16 protein-coding genes are annotated in these 15,945 nt (G+C 69.4%); 5 read left to right on the forward strand and 11 right to left on the reverse strand.

Annotated elements, in window-relative coordinates:
- Nucleotides 1-68: 68 nt before the first annotated feature.
- Nucleotides 69-1,358 carry a helix-turn-helix domain-containing protein gene (locus AACL56_RS00860; protein WP_339087962.1) on the forward strand — a complete coding sequence of 430 codons (1,290 nt, stop codon included), beginning with the start codon at nt 69-71 and terminating at the stop codon, nt 1,356-1,358.
- A 10-nt stretch (nt 1,359-1,368) separates the two neighbouring features.
- Here the strand turns inward: AACL56_RS00860 and AACL56_RS00865 are convergent, their stop codons facing one another.
- From AACL56_RS00865 to xylF, 4 genes are all read right to left on the reverse strand, one after another.
- Nucleotides 1,369-2,526, reverse strand: a complete 1,158-nt coding sequence (locus tag AACL56_RS00865; RefSeq protein ID WP_339087963.1) for an ROK family transcriptional regulator — start codon at nt 2,524-2,526, stop codon at nt 1,369-1,371.
- A gap of 301 nt (nt 2,527-2,827) precedes the next feature.
- Nucleotides 2,828-3,607 carry an ATP-binding cassette domain-containing protein gene (locus tag AACL56_RS00870; RefSeq protein WP_339087964.1) on the reverse strand — a complete coding sequence of 260 codons (780 nt, stop codon included), beginning with the start codon at nt 3,605-3,607 and terminating at the stop codon, nt 2,828-2,830.
- A 164-nt stretch (nt 3,608-3,771) separates the two neighbouring features.
- Nucleotides 3,772-4,962: a sugar ABC transporter permease gene (locus AACL56_RS00875; RefSeq protein ID WP_339087965.1), complete on the reverse strand. Its 1,191-nt coding sequence runs from the start codon at nt 4,960-4,962 to the stop codon at nt 3,772-3,774.
- 121 nt (nt 4,963-5,083) lie between these two features.
- Nucleotides 5,084-6,106, reverse strand: coding sequence for a D-xylose ABC transporter substrate-binding protein (xylF, locus tag AACL56_RS00880; RefSeq protein ID WP_339087966.1), 1,023 nt, complete (start codon nt 6,104-6,106; stop codon nt 5,084-5,086).
- Between the two features lie 287 nt (nt 6,107-6,393).
- On the opposite strand from xylF, the gene AACL56_RS00885 reads away from it, so the two are divergent.
- Entirely contained in the window at nt 6,394-6,672 is a 279-nt protein-coding gene (locus tag AACL56_RS00885; protein WP_339087967.1) for a hypothetical protein, read from the forward strand.
- 74 nt (nt 6,673-6,746) lie between these two features.
- Here the strand turns inward: AACL56_RS00885 and AACL56_RS00890 are convergent, their stop codons facing one another.
- Together AACL56_RS00890 and AACL56_RS00895 are read right to left on the reverse strand one after the other, a co-directional pair.
- Nucleotides 6,747-7,247, reverse strand: a complete 501-nt coding sequence (locus AACL56_RS00890; RefSeq protein ID WP_339087968.1) for a ferritin-like domain-containing protein — start codon at nt 7,245-7,247, stop codon at nt 6,747-6,749.
- A 230-nt stretch (nt 7,248-7,477) separates the two neighbouring features.
- Entirely contained in the window at nt 7,478-8,176 is a 699-nt protein-coding gene (locus AACL56_RS00895; RefSeq protein WP_339087969.1) for an alpha/beta family hydrolase, read from the reverse strand.
- A 243-nt stretch (nt 8,177-8,419) separates the two neighbouring features.
- On the opposite strand from AACL56_RS00895, the gene AACL56_RS00900 reads away from it, so the two are divergent.
- Nucleotides 8,420-8,833, forward strand: a complete 414-nt coding sequence (locus tag AACL56_RS00900) for a surface-adhesin E family protein (RefSeq protein ID WP_339087970.1) — start codon at nt 8,420-8,422, stop codon at nt 8,831-8,833.
- Between the two features lie 10 nt (nt 8,834-8,843).
- On the opposite strand, the gene AACL56_RS00905 is transcribed toward AACL56_RS00900, so the two are convergent.
- The 3 genes from AACL56_RS00905 to AACL56_RS00915 form a co-directional block, all read right to left on the reverse strand.
- Complete coding sequence (locus AACL56_RS00905) at nt 8,844-10,124, reverse strand: phospholipase D-like domain-containing protein (protein WP_339092775.1); 1,281 nt, start codon at nt 10,122-10,124, stop codon at nt 8,844-8,846.
- A gap of 31 nt (nt 10,125-10,155) precedes the next feature.
- The gene (locus AACL56_RS00910; RefSeq protein WP_093135055.1) at nt 10,156-10,788 is read right to left on the reverse strand and encodes a response regulator; all 633 of its coding nucleotides are present in this window, start codon (nt 10,786-10,788) and stop codon (nt 10,156-10,158) included.
- Nucleotides 10,789-10,976: 188 nt separating this feature from the next.
- Nucleotides 10,977-11,891, reverse strand: coding sequence for a LysR substrate-binding domain-containing protein (locus AACL56_RS00915; protein ID WP_339087971.1), 915 nt, complete (start codon nt 11,889-11,891; stop codon nt 10,977-10,979).
- A gap of 145 nt (nt 11,892-12,036) precedes the next feature.
- Between AACL56_RS00915 and AACL56_RS00920 the strand changes: the two genes are divergently transcribed.
- Nucleotides 12,037-13,059, forward strand: a complete 1,023-nt coding sequence (locus AACL56_RS00920) for a tripartite tricarboxylate transporter substrate binding protein (RefSeq protein WP_339087972.1) — start codon at nt 12,037-12,039, stop codon at nt 13,057-13,059.
- A 34-nt stretch (nt 13,060-13,093) separates the two neighbouring features.
- Entirely contained in the window at nt 13,094-14,599 is a 1,506-nt protein-coding gene (locus AACL56_RS00925; protein ID WP_339087973.1) for a M81 family metallopeptidase, read from the forward strand.
- Here the strand turns inward: AACL56_RS00925 and AACL56_RS00930 are convergent.
- Entirely contained in the window at nt 14,580-14,963 is a 384-nt protein-coding gene (locus AACL56_RS00930; RefSeq protein ID WP_339087974.1) for a helicase SNF2, read from the reverse strand. The two genes, AACL56_RS00925 and AACL56_RS00930, sit on opposite strands and share 20 nt — an antisense overlap.
- A gap of 223 nt (nt 14,964-15,186) precedes the next feature.
- Entirely contained in the window at nt 15,187-15,927 is a 741-nt protein-coding gene (locus AACL56_RS00935; protein ID WP_339087975.1) for a response regulator, read from the reverse strand.
- Between the last annotated feature and the right edge of the window lie 18 nt (nt 15,928-15,945).

Consider the following 15,945-nt stretch of genomic DNA (forward strand, 5'->3'; position numbering starts at 1 on the left):
CTGTTCCATTGCGGAACACATTCAGCGCTGGCCCCGACCCCCACCCCATGCAGGGAGGCAACGAACCCATGGCCCTCGACCGAACCGGCAGGCTCGGCACGCCCGGTGCGCCGCGCCAGCTCTTCGCCAGCACGCCCGCGCAGCGCGTGGCGCTCGCGCGGCAGCAGTTCTTCGAAGAAGGCGTGCGCCCCTCGGGCCTCATCGGCGAGGCGGTGATCCAGTCGTGGATGCGCTGCAACCGCGCCCATGCCGACCGCCAGCGCATCGTGCCCTTCGACCCCGTCACGCCGAGCCGGCTGCATGCTACGCTGGCGCGCAACCGCGAGCTGCTCGAGGTGGCGCGGCGCGAGCTGGTGCAGATGGAGCACGCGCTCGCGGGCACAGACTGCCGCGTGATCCTCACCGACCGCGAAGGCGTGGTGGTGCACGTCACCCAGCAGCCCGCCAGCACGCACCAGCCGGTGCTGTGCAAGACAGCGCGCGTGGGCGTGAACATCTCCGAGCGCGTGGTGGGCACCACCGCGCCGGGCATCGTGGCGACCACCGGCCAGGCCTGCACGGTGGACGGTGCCGAGCACTACTTCGACGTGCTGTGCCACATGCAATGCGCCGCGGCGCCGATCCGCGGCGTGAGCGGCGAGCTTGCAGGCGTGCTCGACCTCACGGTGGAGGCGCGGCGCTTCGGCTTCGACGCGGCATCGATGGTGGCGCTCTACGCCACCACCATCGAGAACCGCCTGCTGCAGGCGCAGTCGCGCGACCACCTGATCCTGCGCTTCCAGGCCAGCCCCACGCTGCTGGGCACGCCGCTGGAGGCGCTCGCGGGCATCGCGCCCGACGGCACCATCGCATGGCTCAACAACGCTGGCGCCCGCCTGCTCGGACGGCTGCCCGAGGCGGCGAACGAGCGCGACGTCGAATGCCTGCTCGGCCACGACCTGGCCAGCCTGCTGCGGCTCGGGCGCCGCGACGCCGCGCAGCCGCTGCGCCTGGCGAGCGGCCTGGGCGTGTGGGTGCAGGCGCACCTGAAGAGCCCGGACGGCGCGGACTTCCGGCACGCGGTGACGATGCCGGCCGAGGCGGAGCCGATCGCGATCGATCGCGGCGCGCAGACGCCGGCCCCCGTTGCACGCGAAGCCGACGGCGAACGCGAGCCCCATGCCGAGACGCTGCGCGAGCACAGCCGCAAGCTGATCGAGGAGACGCTCGCGGCGCACGACGGCAACGTCTCGCAGGCGGCGCGGCAGTTGCGCGTGTCGCGTGGCACGCTGTACCGGCGGCTGCGCGGCTGGCGCGAGGCCGAGGCCGTGCCGGACGAAAGCAGGTGCGACGACCGCGGCGAAGGCGAAGGCGTCTGAAGCCGGCGCGTCAGGCGAGGGCGCGCGCCAGCGCCCGCGCGCGGCGCGCCTTCGCATCGGGCTGCAGCGGGCGCAGGTATTCGTGCAGTGCCAGCGCGGCCGCGCCTACGGCCGCCGCCAGTTCGCCGTAGCGCGCGGTCCGCAGGTCGGGCGCCGGCATGCCCGCGCCATCGGCATGGCGCCTGACGCTTTCGAATGCGGCCTGCGCAAAGCCGCCGTGCTCCGCGCAGGCCTTGCCGCCGAGCACGATCGCACGCGGGTTGAAGGTGACCCACAGGTTCTGCAGCAGCACGCCGAAGAACGCGGCCGCACGCTGCCTGTCGGCGCCTTCGCGCTCGAGCACGCGCGAGCCGAAGAAGGCCTCCGCGCAGCCGCGCCGGCCGCACGAGCACAGCGGCCCGTCGAGCTGGAGGATGGTGTGGCCGATCTCGCCGGCCATGCCCTGCGCGCCGGTGAAGAGCCGGTCGTTGAGCACCACGCCCGCGCCCACGCCCACGTCGCAGTTGACGAACACCAGCGGGTCTTCGCCGTCGCGGCCCTCGCCCGCGGCGAATTCGTATTCGCCGAGCGCCGCCGCGTCGGCATCGTTCTGCAGCTGCACCGTGACACCCGGCAGGCCGACGGCGGCAAAGGCCTCCTCGAGCGCGGGCAGCAGGCTCACGTTGCGCCAACCGAGGTTGGGTGCGAAGCGCACGACGCCGGTGCAGTCGTCCACCGCGCCGGGCACGCACACGCCGATGCTCGACAGGTTCAGGCCGCGCTTCTCCAGCTGCGCGTTCGCGGCCGCGGCCATGCGCGCCACCTGCGCGCAAACGCCGGCCGGCGAGCCATTGCCCAGCGCATGGGTGTTCGAGTACAGCACCTCGCCCTGCAGCGACACGCAGGCCAGGCGCACCGTCTCCACCGCGATCTCCACGCCCATGAGGGCACGCACGCCGACGTCGATCTGCAGCGGCGTCGACGGCCGCCCGAGCCCGTCGGCCGGCGCGGTGCCGCCCTCGCTGAGCCAGCCTTCGTCGATCAGCTCGCGCACCAGCAGGCTCACCGTCGATTTGGTGAGGCCGCTCTGGATGGCGAGCCGCGCGCGCGACAGGCCGGGCTGCGCGCGAAGCAGCCGCAGCAGCACGCTGCGGTTCATGCGCTTGAGCAGCTGCTGGTCACCGGTCATCGGTACTCCCCCAGGCTTCGCGCACTTCGTGTCGCTTCTCCTCCCCCCTCACCGGGGGCGACACCGGCGGCCCGGCAAAGCCGGTTCCGCGGTGTCCCTGGCACACCCCCAGGCTGCGCGCACTTCGTGTCGCTGCGCCTTCCCCCTCGCCGGGGGCGACACCTGCGGCCCGGTGATTCTTGGCTCGCCCCCAGGCTTCGCGCACTGCGTGTCGCTGCGCCTACCCGCTTGCAGGTGGCGACACCGGCGGCCCGGCGGCGCCGGTTCCGCGGTGTTCCTCGAAGGAACCGCGGGGCTGCCATCACCTGTGCGCCTGTTCCCTGCCCTCGGGCCGCTTGCCCGCGATGATCATGCCGAGGACTTCGTCCTCGGTCACGTCGGCGGTGCGGTAGGTGCCCACGAGCTTGCCGTTCTTCATCACGGCGAGGCGATCGCTCAGCGAGAACACGTCGGGCATGTCGTGGGTGATCAGGAAGATGCCGACGCCGTCGTCCTTCAGCTGCTTCACGAGACGGCCGACCATGGCGGTTTCCTCGGGGCCGAGCGCGGCGCAGGGCTCGTCCATGATGAGGATGCGCGCGTTGAAGTACAGCGCACGCGAAATCGCCACCACCTGGCGTTGCCCGCCCGACAGGCGCCGCACCGGAATGCGGATGTTGGTGAAGTTCTTGTTCAGGCGCTGGAACACCTTGCGCGCCTGCACTTCCATGAAGTGGTCGTCGAGCGTGTTCCAGGCGGTCATCTTCTCGCGGCCCAGGAACAGGTTGGCCACCGAGTCGAGGTTGTCGGCCAGCGCCAGCGTCTGGTAGATGGTCTCGATGCCCTGCGCCTGCGCTTCGGCGGGCGTGCGGATGTTGACCTTCTCTCCGGCGATGAGCGTGTCGCCCGAGTCGATGGGATAGGCGCCTGCGAGCATCTTCATGAGCGTGGACTTGCCCGCGCCGTTGTGGCCCAGCAGCGCGACGACTTCGCCGGGGTAGAGGTTCACGCTCACGCCGTCGACGGCCTTGACGCCGCCGAAAGCCTTGCGGATGTCCTTCAGTTCGACGAGGGGCTTGGACATGTCGATGTTCTTATCCATGTCGGTTGCTCCACCGCGCCACGCGCATCCCATGGCGCATGAAACTGCCGAGGCCCGGTCGGCAGACACCGCGGAACCGGCTTTGCCGGGCCGCCGGTGTCGCCCCCTGGAAGGGGGTTGGCGAAGCGACGCGAAGTGCGCGCAGGCTGGGAGTAGGCTTCACTTCAGTTGTCTCCGAACTTGCGGCGGTACAGCACGTCGAACACCACGGCCACGATCAGCACCTGGCCGATGATGACCATGCGCTTGCCGATCGGCACGTCGAGCAGCAGCATGCCGCTGTCCAGCGACTGCATGATGAGCGCGCCCAGCACCGAACCGAAGATCGAGCCGCTGCCGCCGGCCAGCGCAGTGCCGCCGATGACGGCCGCCGCGATCACGTACAGCTCCATGCCCGTGCCCAGCGAGTTGGTGCCCGCGTTGAGCCGGGCGATCGACACGATGGCCGCGATGGTCACCAGCACCGCCAGCAGCGCGAAAAGCATCAGCGTGACGCGCTTGACCGGAATGCCCACCAGCGCCGCCGCATCGGGATTGCCGCCCATCGCGAAGATGTAGCGGCCGAAGCGCGTGCGGTGCACGATGAACGACAGCGCCATGGCCACCACGGCCCAGATCAGCACAGGAATGGGGATACCCTGCGGCGCGTCCTTCGAGTCGATCTTGTAGTGGTTCATGACGGCCGCGAAGCCGATCACCACCGCCGCCGGCACGGCCGTGAGCAGCAGCTCCAGCCACAGCGGTTCGTTGGGCATCTCGTGGCGCGCGCGCGCCGCGCGCTTCTGGAACATGCGCGCGAACAGCACCACCGCCACCAGCCCCGCGATCACCCAGCTCGCGGTGACACCGATGCCGCCGTCGTAGCCGCCGCCCAGGCGCTGGAAGAACTCGTCGTTCACCGGCTGCGTCTTGCCGTCGGCCACCAGGAAGGCCGCGCCGCGGAACGACATGAGGCCCCCCAGCGTGACCACGAACGACGGCACGCCCAGCATCGCGGTGAGCCAGCCCTGGTAGATGGACACCAGCAGCGCCACCGCGAGGCCCGCGAGGCAGGCCGTGGGCCACGACCAGCCCGAGGTGTACTGCAGGTAGGCAATGAGCACGCCCACGAAGCCCATCACCGAGCCGACCGACAGGTCGATGTGGCGCGCCACGATGATCAGCACCATCACCGTCGAAACGATGCCCACCACCGCCGTCTGCTGCGCGACGTTGTAGAGATTCTCGGGCGACAGGAACACGCCGCCCGACATGACGCTGAACACCACCGCCATGATGACCAGCAGCACGCACATCAGGATCAGCCGCAGGTCGATGCCCGTGCGGCGCCACCAGCCCGGTGTCGGATCGCTCATTCTTCAAACCCCTTGTACTGCAGGTGCGCAAGCGCCCTGCGGCCGAGCCCGCGCGGGCTGGCCGAAGGCCGTGTTGCGTCGAGGGAAACACAGGGCCGCGCCGGGCGGCGCGGCATTCGTCCTACTTGCAGGCCGCGGGCGCGCTCGCACCCGACACGCCCTTGCAGAGCTCTTCCTTCTTGATCCAGCCGGCCTTGACGACCACGTCGAGGTTGTCGCGCGTGACGGGCACGGGCGTGAGCAGGCGCGACTGCAGCGCGACCTTCTTCGGGCCCGAATTCCACTGCGCAGCCTTGTCGACCGGCTTGCCCTGCGACATGACCACGGCGGCGATGGCGGCCTCGCGGCCCAGCTCGCGCGAGTCCTTGAAGATGGTCGCGGTCTGCGTGCCCAGCGCGATGCGGTTGAGCGCCGCGAAGTCGGCGTCCTGGCCCGACACCGGGATGCCGCGCAGGCCCTTGGCCGTGAGCGCGGCCACCGCGCCGCCGGCGGTGCCGTCGTTGGCAGCCACCACCGCGTCGACCTTGTTGCCGTTCTTGGTGAGGATCTGCTCCATGTTCTTCTGGGCGACTTCGGGCTTCCAGCCCTCGGTGTACTCGTCGCCGACGATCTTGATGTCGCCCTTCTTGATGGACGCGTCCAGCACCTCCTGCTGGCCTGCGCGCAGGAAGTCGGCGTTGGGGTCGCTAGGCGAGCCCTTGATGATCACGTAGTTGCCCTTCGGCTTGACCTTCAGCACCTCGCGCGCTTCCATGCGGCCGACCTCGACGTTGTCGAAGGTGATGTAGAAGACGCCGGGCGCTTCGATGAGCCGGTCGTACGCCACCACCGGCACCTTCTGGCGCGTGGCCTTCGTGACGGCGGGCAGGATCGCGTCCTTGTCCATCGCAAGCACGATGAGCGCCTTCGCGCCCTTGGACATCAAGCCCTCGATGTCGCCGAGCTGCTTCTCGGGCGAGCCGCCCGCATCGGCACTGATGTACTTGGCGCCGAGCTTCTCGAGCTCGGCCTTGATCGCGGCCTCGTCGGTCTTCCAGCGCTCTTCCTGGAAGTTGGACCAGCTCACGCCGACCACGGTCTGCGCCATGGCGCCCACGGCAGTCAGACCGAAGGCCATCGCGGCCAGGGTGTGTTTGAGTTGCATCGATGTCTCTCCGGTTGGTGCGCCCTGCCGTGACAGGCCGTGTAAGAAATTAGTTAGTTTGAAGGGCGAACTAACTATCCCATCCGCACCGTCCGCTGGGCATCCGGGAATTCCCGTGCATTGATACGCCGTTCGGCCGAAGTCCATCAGAAGGTGCGTTTTGCCTGCTTGCGGTTGGATGCGGTCCTACCCGGCGCACGCACGGGCACCGCTATGTTTCGGTTCGCCCGATGCCCCGGGCAACGCACACGCTCACCGACCCGACAACGAACAAGAAGGAAGCCACCATGTCCATCAGCACCACCGAAATGCTCAAGCAGATCGCCGCCTCGCGGCTGCCTTCGGTCATGTCGTCACCGAAGGACGTCGATGCGGTGCTGAAGCTGCGAGCTGCGGGCCTCGTACTCGCGATCACGCCCTCTGCCGCCGACCTCGCGAAGATGCCCGGCCTTCGCGTGGTGCAGGTGCTCGCCGTGACGCAGAAAGGCTTCGAGGAACTGCAGAACATGCGCTATCCCGGCGAATTCGCACATGAAAAAGGCCGGGAGGTCCCGGCCTTTTCCTGACTGCAACTGCCGGCCGCACGGAGCGCGTCGGCGCTCCGGCAGCTCAGGCGATCACGCGGTCATCACGCATGCGGTCAGTCGCGCGCACGCGCGGCATTGCGCAGGTCGCGGATCTGGTCATGGTTGCGCTGCGCGCCATCGGCCTGCGCCATCACCACAGCGCGCACATCAGCGGGCAGCTGCTGCTTCAGCGCCTTGCGATAGCGCGCCACAGCGGTGTCTTCGCCGCGCTCGCACGACTCGAGGATCGACAGTTCGCTGTTGGCGCCCAGCGAGCCCTTCACGTGCACCCAGCCGCGGTGCAATGCGCCGCTCGCGGTGCCACCATCGGCCGGCGTGCCGCCATACGCGCTGATCAGCGCGACGAGTTCGGCCTCGGCCTTCTTGCACTGCTCGGCGCGGCTGGCGAACAGCTGCTTGGCCTCAGGGCTCTTCACTTCGTCGGCACAGGCACGGAAGCCGTACTCGCCGTCGCGGGAGTTCTCGAGCAGGTCGTTCAGGACGTCCACCACGTCGCCGTTGGAGAGCACGGGGCCGGTGTTGAGGGTGTCGGCGGTCGTATCGTTGTAAGCCATGTCGGGTCCTTTCATTGCCTGTCTGCATGACAGGACGGGGTTGGAACTTCCAGCCGTCGCATCCGGTGGATGCGGTGCTTCAGGCATTGCCTGCAGCGCGGTGGATGATCGAAGACCCATGGTTGAAAGTTTGGCGGCGCCGCCGCGTCGTCCCATCGGGCGACCGGGCGTAGGCGAAGGACGACCCTGCCGGCGGGCCACGCGAGTGTTCGCGGCACGGCACTCGCGTATCAGCCGATGTTCCAGGCCTGCATCCACACCGCCACGCCGTCGAGCAGTTCGTCGAGCGCCTGCTCGTCGGTGCGGCCGGTGCCGCGCTTCAGCACGTGGAAGGAATGGTCGGCCCCATCGATCTCCAGCACCGTGGCCAGCGGCCCCAGCGCGCCGACGGTGGCATCGAACGGCGCGGGCTCGGCCAGCTTGTCGCGCGGGCCGTGCGCGAAAAGCATCGGCACGTCGATCTCCTGCAGGTGTGCCGCGCGCGCGGCCGCGGCGTCGGGCGCACCGGAGGGGTGCAGCGGGAAGCCGAGGAAAACCAGCCCCTCGACGCCGGGCAGGGGGGCGAGCGCCTGGGCCTGCGATGTCATGCGTCCGCCGAACGACTTGCCGCCGGCGAACATGCGCAGCCCGCCGAAGCGGGACGCGGCGCAGGCCACCGCCGCACGCACCGTGGCATGCGCCAGCGCGGGCGCGTCGGTGCGCTTCCTGCCCTGCTCCATGTACGGGAATTGGTAGCGCAGCGTGGCGACGCGCCGCTGCGCCAGGCCCTCGGCCGCGGCCTGCATGAACGGATGCGTCATGCCCGCGCCGGCGCCGTGCGTCAGCACATAGCAGGCCGCGGCGGCGTCGGACGAGGCCGGCGTTACCGCGATGGCGGACACGGTGACGTCCGGCGCCACGGCAATGGAAAGGGTGGTGGATGTGGTCACTTCGCAAGTGTGCCCAAGGCGCCGGTGCGAAGACAACCCGCAGGCCTTCTCCGGTGGCACGAAGCGTGCGTCCTTCGGCGGCGTCCGACATGCAAGGCGCCGGACCCCATGTAGATTGATGGTTCTCAAACTTGATGGTTCTCAAACCGGCCGCGCCGCCGGCTTGTAGAGTCTCCATCTTCCTTTTTCATTTTTCCTGGAGTCCTTGTCTTGAGGCCTGTGAGTTGCTTGCGTCGCCTGGTGATGACGATCGGAATGGTGGGTGGCACCCTCGGCCTCGCCCACGCGGAATCGGGCTGGTTCACCGTGGTCGGCGATCCCCAGGACAAGGTGGCCGACACGGTGCAGGTCGACCCCGACCGCGTGACGCCGCCGGAGGACGCCAGGACGATGAACCTGCGCGTGAGCCGCGCGACCGCACGCTTCAACTGGGACGGCATCCCTTACCGCTCCTACGAATCGCGCGTGGTGTTCGACTGCCAGTCGCGCCGCGCCAGCTACGTGGCCGCGCGCTTCTACATCGCGCCGCTGTGGCAGGGCGAGCCACACCACGTCGCCGACTACAGCGCATCGCCCAAGCCGGTGCTGTTCCTCGACATGAAGCCCAACCCGACGGCGCGCATCGTGCGTGCCGCATGCCGCCAGCGTTCCGGATAGCAATCGGCGCTCAGAGCTGCGACGACAGCAGCGACGAGAGGTGCTCCATCGCCTTTTCGTGCAGCGGGCGATCCTTCCACTGCGCGAACGTGAGCCGCTTCGACTGCCGCAGGTCGGCCTCGAACTGCGCGGTCTGTTCGGCGGCGAAGGCCTCGTCGTAGATGTTGAGGTTGGCCTCGTCGTTGAGGCGGAACGAGCGGTTGTCGAAGTTGGTGGAGCCCACCGACACCAGCAGGCCGTCGACGGTGAACACCTTGCAGTGGAACATGGTCGGCTGGTATTCGCTGATCTCGGCGCCCGCTTCAAGCAGCGGGCCCCAGGCTGCGCGCGAGGCACGGCGCACGGTCTGCGAATCGATGATCGGCCCCGGCGTGATGATGCGCAGCCGCACACCGCGCTTCATGGCAGCCACCAGCGCGCCCACGGTGAGGTCGTCGGGCACGAAATAGGCGCTCGACAGGTCGATGGTCTTGGTGGCCGCCGCGATCGACAGCAGGTACATCAGGTGCATGCTCTCGCTGCCGCCCGAGGGCGAGCTGCTGAACACCTGGGCGCGGCCCTCGCCCGCCGGGGCGATCGGCGGAAAGTACCGCTCGCCGTGCAGCACGTCGCCCGACACCTTGACCCAGTTGTCCATGAACACCGCCTGCATCTGCGCCACCACCGGCCCTTCGACACGGTAGTGCGAGTCGCGCCAGTGGTCGGGGTCCTGCGCATGGCCGGTCCATTCGGGCGCGATGCCCACGCCGCCGGTGAAGCCGGTGCGCCCGTCGACCACCAGCAGCTTGCGGTGGGTGCGGTTGTTCATGCGGGCGATGTCGTACCAGCTCGGCTTGTGGAACTTGCGGATCTCCACGCCGGCGCTTTCCATCTCGCGGATGAAGTCGGCGTCCACCTTGGCGCTGCCCACCCAGTCGAGCAGCACGTGCACCTTCACGCCCGCGCGGGCGCGCTCGGACAGCGCATCGGCAAAGGTGCGGCCGATGTCGCCCGACCAGTAGATGTAGGTCTCGAAGGTGATGCTCTGCTTCGCGCCGCGGATGGCCGCGAGCATCGGCGGAAATATCCGGTCGCCGTTCTGGAAGGCCTCGAAGCGGTTGCCGCCGGTGATGGGCGGGCCGAGCATCACGCCCAGGGCGCGCTGGTACTGTGGGTCGTGCAGCGCATATTCGCGCTTGACCTGCTCGTCGAGCTTCTTCTCGCCGCTGGTGAAGTTGAGCACCAGCAGCGTGGCGGCCAGCGTCAGGACGAAGGTCCAGACGACTGCCTTGAGCGTGCCTCGGCGGCGCACGTGGGGGCGTTCCGGGCTCGCGGCGACGCGATCAGTCAATCAGCTGCGTCTTGATGGCGTAGTAGGTCAGGTCGCTGTTGGTGGAGAGGTTCATCTTCTCCATCAGGCGCGTGCGGTACGTGCTGATGGTCTTCACCGACAGCGACAGCGCCTCGCCGATGGCACCCACCGACTCGCCCTTGGCCAGCTTCAGGAACACCTGGAACTCGCGCTCCGACAGGTGCTTGTGCGGCGGCGCGTTGTCCTTGCGCTCCAGCTGGCCGGCCAGCAGCTCGGCCACCGAGGGCGAGATGTAGCGCCGGCCCAGCGCCACGGTGCGGATCGCCTTGGCGATCTCCTCGGGCTCGCACTCCTTGTTGAGGTAGCCGGAGGCGCCCTGGCGGATCAGGTTCACCGCGTAGTGCTCCTCGGGGTAGCCGCTGAGAATGAGCACGCCCAGGTCGGGCGCCTTGGCGCGCACCATGGCGAGCGCGTCGATGCCGCTCTGGCCGGGCATCGAGAGGTCCATGACGAGCACGTCGATGTCGGCGGTACGCACGAGGTCGATGGCTTCCCGGCCGGTGCCGGCTTCGCCGACCACGCGGAAGTCCACGAAGGTGGAGAAGAACGCCTTGAGGCCTGTCCGGACGACGGCGTGGTCGTCGACGATGCCGATCTTGATCATGGTGTGCTCCTGCTTGAACGGTGGGCGCCGGAGGTTCGGCGCGAGAGGGAAGTGACGATGCCACAGGCCTGCCACCGCCGGAGGCCCGAAACGCAGGATGCGGCGTTGTCCTGCACGGCAATGCAGGCTTGGCCGTCGCGGGTGTCGGACGCGAGCGACATGCGCGCCGCCCGACGCAGTGCCAGGCCTCAGTGCGCGAAGACCGAGAACCCGCTGCGAACGTTCGCCAGCAGCCGGCTGGCCGCCAGCGGCAGCGGCCGGCCCTGGCGCACCACCAGCCGCACCTGGGCGCTCCTGCACAGCGGATGCGCCAGGTCGAGCGCCACCAGTTCGCCGTCGGAAATCTCCGGCTCGGCCGCCAGGCCGGCGCCGATGAAGGTCACGCCGTTGGTCGACTTGACGAAGCGCTTGAGCCCGACCACCGAGTTGCAGCGCAGGCTCGGGCGCAGCGTGACGTGCTCGGCGTACTCGAGCAATTCCACCAGCCGTCCCACGCCGTAGCCCGGCGGCATCAGCCCCAGCGGGAAGCCCACGATCTGCCGCACGTGCAGCGGCCCCGCGACCCGGGTGAGCGGATGGCCGTGGCGCACCAGCAGCTTGGCGGGCGCGGGCGCGCTGGCGACGAACTGCAGGCGCGGATCGGACTGCGGGTTGTAGGCGATGCCGAAGTGCGCCGAGTCGTCGGCCACGGCGTCCATCAGCGCGTTCACCGGCAGCGCATCGAGCGCCACCGCCAGCTTGGGATGCGCGGCGCAGAACGGGCCGACGACCTGCTCGAGCAGCCCGTCGACGAAGCCTTCGCTCGCCACCAGCCGCACGCTGCCGGCCTCCATCGACTCGATGGCGCGCAGCCGTTCGGCGAACTGCTCCTGCTGGGCCTGGCAGCCGCGCCAGTACTCGAGCAGGTGGAACGCCGCGTCGGTCGGCGCCACGCCGCGCGCCTGCCGCTCGAACAGCGTGAGGCCGAGTTCTTCCTCGAGCAGCGCGACCTGTCGCGTGATGACCGAGGGCGCGGTGTTGAGCGCGTCGGCCGCGCCGCGGATCGAGCCGCTCACCAGCACCTCGTGAAAGTACCGCAGCCGCTTCTGGTTGATCTCGCGCATGGTGCCGCTCCCCGGAACGAGTGTTGCCCACCGGGCAACGAAGTCTGCAAAAAATTGCTGTTGGTCGAACTCATGCTACCGCAAACAATCCGCGTCACCCCCACCCCGGACCGGCCTTCCTGGCCCTGTTTGAAAAGAGGACGACATGCACGACACCACCCCGAAGCCCACCAGAACCTTCGCCCGGCTGATCGCCGCGGCCGCTGTCGTTCTCGGCGCGGCAACCGCCACCGCGACAGCCGCGGCGGCCGATGCCTTTCCCTCGAAGCCGGTGACGATGCTCGTCGCCTTTCCGCCAGGCGGGCCGGCCGATGTGCTGGCCCGTGCCATGCAGCCGACCATGGCGCGCGTGCTGGGCCAGCCCTTCATCATCGAGAACCTGCCGGGCGCAGGCGGCGCACTGGCGGTGCAGCGCATGCTGTCGCGGCCGGCCGACGGCTACACGCTGATCATGGGTTCGCCGAACGAGGCCATCCTGGCACCGCTGTCGAATGCATCGGCGAAGTACAAGCCCGAGGAACTGGCACTGCTGGCGCCGATCTCGACGCACCCGCTGGTGGTGATGGCGCGCACCGACCTGCCCTACAACTCGCTCGAGCAGGTGATCGCCGCGGGCAAGTCCAACGGCGGCCAGAGCCTCACCTTCGGCAGCCCGGGGCACGGCTCGATGTACCACATCGTCTCCGAATACATCGCGCAGAGCACCGGCGCCAGGCTGCTGCACGTGCCCTACAAGGGCGCCACGCCCATGATGCAGGACCTGGCCGGCCGGCAGATCGACATCACGATCCTGCCGAATCTCGGCGCCTCCACGCAGCTGCTGGAGACGCACAAGATCAAGGCGCTGGACGTGCTCGACACGCAGCGCATGCGCACGCTGCCCGGCGTGCCCGCCATCGCCGAGAGCCAGCTGGCGCAGAAGAAGGAACTGGTCTACGCCGTGTGGCTGGGCGTGATGGCCCGCGCCGGCCTGCCGGCCGACCGGGCCCGCGTGCTCATGGAAGCCTCGCAGCAGGCCATCCAGTCGCCCGAGATGACGCGGGCGCTCGAACTCTCGGGCGTGCAGGCCATGAAGCCGCAGACGCTGGAGGTGTCGGCCGCGTTCTACGCGCAGGAGACCGACCGCTTCAGGAAGATGGCGCGCTCGATCCAGCTCACGCCGCAGTGATTGCAACCTCCAGCACGAACGAAGAAAGCCATCAGTGAACATCCTTGTTGCCGGTTTCCAGCACGAGACCAACACCTTCGCGCCCACCATGGCCTCGTACGACAGCTTCGTGCGCGGCGAGGACTTCCCCGGCCTGGTGCGCGGCGAAGCGGTGCTCGGCCTGCTCAACGTGAACCTGCCGGCCGCCGGCTTCATCAACTTCGTGCGCGAGCGCGGCCACGAGGTCACGCCCGTGATCTGGGCCGGTGCCGGCGCGTCGGCGCACGTGACCACCGACGCCTACGAGCGCATCGCGGGCGAGATCGTCGAAGCGGCGAAGACGCAGCATTGCGACGCCATCTACCTCGACCTGCACGGCGCGATGGTGGCGCAGCACCTGGACGACGGCGAAGGCGAGCTGCTCTCGCGCCTGCGCGCGGTGGTCGAGCCGGGCATGAAGATCGTCGTCTCGCTCGACTCGCACGCCAACGTGACGCAGCAGATCCTGTCGCTCGCCGACGGCGTGGTGGCCTACCGCACCTACCCGCACATCGACATGGCCGACACCGGCCGGCGCGCCGGCGAACTGCTGCTGGCGCTGATGGCTTCCGGCCGGCCCGCGCACCTCGTCGCCAGGCGCGTGCCCTTCCTGATCCCGGTCAACAGCATGTCGACCATGATGCAGCCGGCACGCGGCGTGTACGACCTGCTCGAGGAGCTCGAGCCGCGGGTGCTGTCGCTGTCGTTCGCCCCGGGCTTTCCGGCAGCCGACTTCGCCGGTTGCGGGCCGGTGGTCTGGGGCTATGCCTTCGACGCGGCCGAGGCCGAGCGTGCGGTGCAGGCGCTGTTCGACCGCGTGTGCGAGCCCGAGGACCAGTGGGCGGTGCAGTTCGAGTCGCCCGATCCGGCCGTGCGGCATGCCATGCGCGTGGCGCGCACCGCGAGCAAGCCGGTGATCATCGCGGACACGCAGGACAACCCCGGCGTCGGCGGCGACTCGAACACCACCGGCATGCTGCGCGCGCTGCTCGCGCTCGATGCGCAGGACGCGGCCATCGGCCTCATCTGCGATCCGGCAGCGGCCGCCGCCGCGCACGAGGCCGGCGTGGGCGCAACCATCGACATCGCGCTCGGCGGCTGCCCGCAGGTCGAGGGCGACGCACCGTTGCGCGGCCACTTCGTGGTGGAGGCGCTGTCGGACGGCAGATTCGTCTACGGCGGTCCGATGATGAACGGCAAGGCCAGCGACCTCGGCCGCATGGCGCGCCTGCGCATCGGCGGCGTGCGCATCGCGGTGAGTTCGGCCAAGGCGCAGCTGCTCGACCGCAACATGTACCGTACGGTGGGCATCGAGCCGTCGGAGATGAAGATTTTGGTGAACAAGAGCTCGGTGCACTTCCGCGCCGATTTCGCGGCCATCGCGCAGGAGATCCTCGTGGTGCGCGCACCGGGCCCGTTCATTGCCGATCCGGCCGAGCTTCCGTGGACCAAGCTGGCCCGGGGCATGCGGCTCAGGCCGAACGGCCCGGCCTTCGAGGGGGCTACAGAGACCCTTCGGTGACGCCGCGCGCGGCGGTCGCGCGCGCCTGCGCACGCACCGCGGCACGGTCGACCGTGCTGCCGGCGAGCCGCTCGACGCCGGCACCGGCGGCATCGCCGTAGAGGTTGCCGGCACGCGCAGCGGCGAAGGCCTGGGCACGCACGCCGGCGCGGTCGGCATCGCGCACGAGCGGCGGTGCCACGCCGGCAAGGGCGCCTTCGCGGTACGGGTCGTCGCCATGGGCGGCGACGACCGCCTGGGCGCGCACGTCGGCACGGCTGGCCGACGAATCGAACTGCAGCACGCCCTGGTACTGCTCCGCGTGGGCGCCCGCGGCGAACAGCGTGGCGAGGGCAACGGCGGTGAGGAGTCTGGAGGTTTTCATGATGGTTCCTTTCGGGTTTCGGTTGGACGTTGAAAGAGATGCGGAGCGCGATCTGCGCCTCGAACCGGGCGGAGGTCCCCGGTCACGGACCCATTCTTCGGCCAGTCCCCCGCGCACGGCGCATTGCGCGTATGCGCGTGTATCCGGGGCGGGTTTCATGACAATGGATTTCATTGGCGTCCCCTTTTTCCGGCACTCGGGCGGCGAGCGCGGGCCGGCAGCCTCAGTGGCGCGTCTCGACCGCGGACGCGAGCACGTAGCCCTCGCTGCGCACGGTCTTGATGTAGCGCGGCACGCGCGCGTCGTCGCGCAGGTGCTGGCGCAGCCGGCTCACGAGCAGGTCGACCGAACGCTCGAACAGCTCCGCCTCGCGGCCCTGCGTGAGGTTCAGCAGCTGGTCGCGGCTCAGCACCTTCTGCGGATGGTCGAGGAACACGCGCAGCAGCCGGTACTCCGCGCCGCTGAGCGGCACCGGCGCGCCCGCGCTGTCGAGCAGGTTGCGCGCGGTGGTGTCGACCTGCCATTCGCCGAAGGCCAGCCGCGATGCCGACTCGCTGGCGCGCATGTTGGGCGGCAGCATGCGCGTGCGCCGCATCACGGCACGCAGGCGCGCCAGCAGCTCGCGCGCCGAGAAGGGCTTGGCAAGGTAGTCGTCGGCGCCCATCTCGAGGCCGAGGATGCGGTCGGCCTCCTCGCTGCGCGCGGTCAGCATGACGATCGGCGTGGCCTTGTGCCGGCCACTGCGCAGGTCGCGGCACAGCGCGAGGCCGTCCTCGCCCGGCAGCATGAGGTCCAGCACGATCAGGTCGAACGGGCCCGACGCGTCGAGCGCGGCGCGCATGTGCCGCCCCGTCGGCGCGGTGGCCACGCGCAGGCCGTTCTTCTCGAGGTAGGCGCCGAGGAGCTCGCGGATCTCGCGGTCGTCGTCGACGATGAGGATGTGCTCGGCGGTTCTGGTCGTCATGTCTGCGCTCCGAAGCTG

Source organism: Variovorax paradoxus (assembly GCF_902712855.1).
In the GTDB taxonomy this organism is placed as follows: domain Bacteria; phylum Pseudomonadota; class Gammaproteobacteria; order Burkholderiales; family Burkholderiaceae_C; genus Variovorax; species Variovorax paradoxus_Q.

Coding starts and splice junctions, on each gene's coding strand:
- AACL56_RS00860 (WP_339087962.1), top strand. CDS start 69: ATGGCCCTCGACCGAACCGGCAGGCTCGGCACGCCCGGTGCGCCGCGC.
- AACL56_RS00865 (WP_339087963.1), bottom strand. CDS start 2,526: ATGACCGGTGACCAGCAGCTGCTCAAGCGCATGAACCGCAGCGTGCTG.
- AACL56_RS00870 (WP_339087964.1), bottom strand. CDS start 3,607: ATGGATAAGAACATCGACATGTCCAAGCCCCTCGTCGAACTGAAGGAC.
- AACL56_RS00875 (WP_339087965.1), bottom strand. CDS start 4,962: ATGAGCGATCCGACACCGGGCTGGTGGCGCCGCACGGGCATCGACCTG.
- xylF (WP_339087966.1), bottom strand. CDS start 6,106: ATGCAACTCAAACACACCCTGGCCGCGATGGCCTTCGGTCTGACTGCC.
- AACL56_RS00885 (WP_339087967.1), top strand. CDS start 6,394: ATGTCCATCAGCACCACCGAAATGCTCAAGCAGATCGCCGCCTCGCGG.
- AACL56_RS00890 (WP_339087968.1), bottom strand. CDS start 7,247: ATGGCTTACAACGATACGACCGCCGACACCCTCAACACCGGCCCCGTG.
- AACL56_RS00900 (WP_339087970.1), top strand. CDS start 8,420: ATGACGATCGGAATGGTGGGTGGCACCCTCGGCCTCGCCCACGCGGAA.
- AACL56_RS00910 (WP_093135055.1), bottom strand. CDS start 10,788: ATGATCAAGATCGGCATCGTCGACGACCACGCCGTCGTCCGGACAGGC.
- AACL56_RS00915 (WP_339087971.1), bottom strand. CDS start 11,891: ATGCGCGAGATCAACCAGAAGCGGCTGCGGTACTTTCACGAGGTGCTG.
- AACL56_RS00920 (WP_339087972.1), top strand. CDS start 12,037: ATGCACGACACCACCCCGAAGCCCACCAGAACCTTCGCCCGGCTGATC.
- AACL56_RS00930 (WP_339087974.1), bottom strand. CDS start 14,963: ATGAAAACCTCCAGACTCCTCACCGCCGTTGCCCTCGCCACGCTGTTC.
- AACL56_RS00935 (WP_339087975.1), bottom strand. CDS start 15,927: ATGACGACCAGAACCGCCGAGCACATCCTCATCGTCGACGACGACCGC.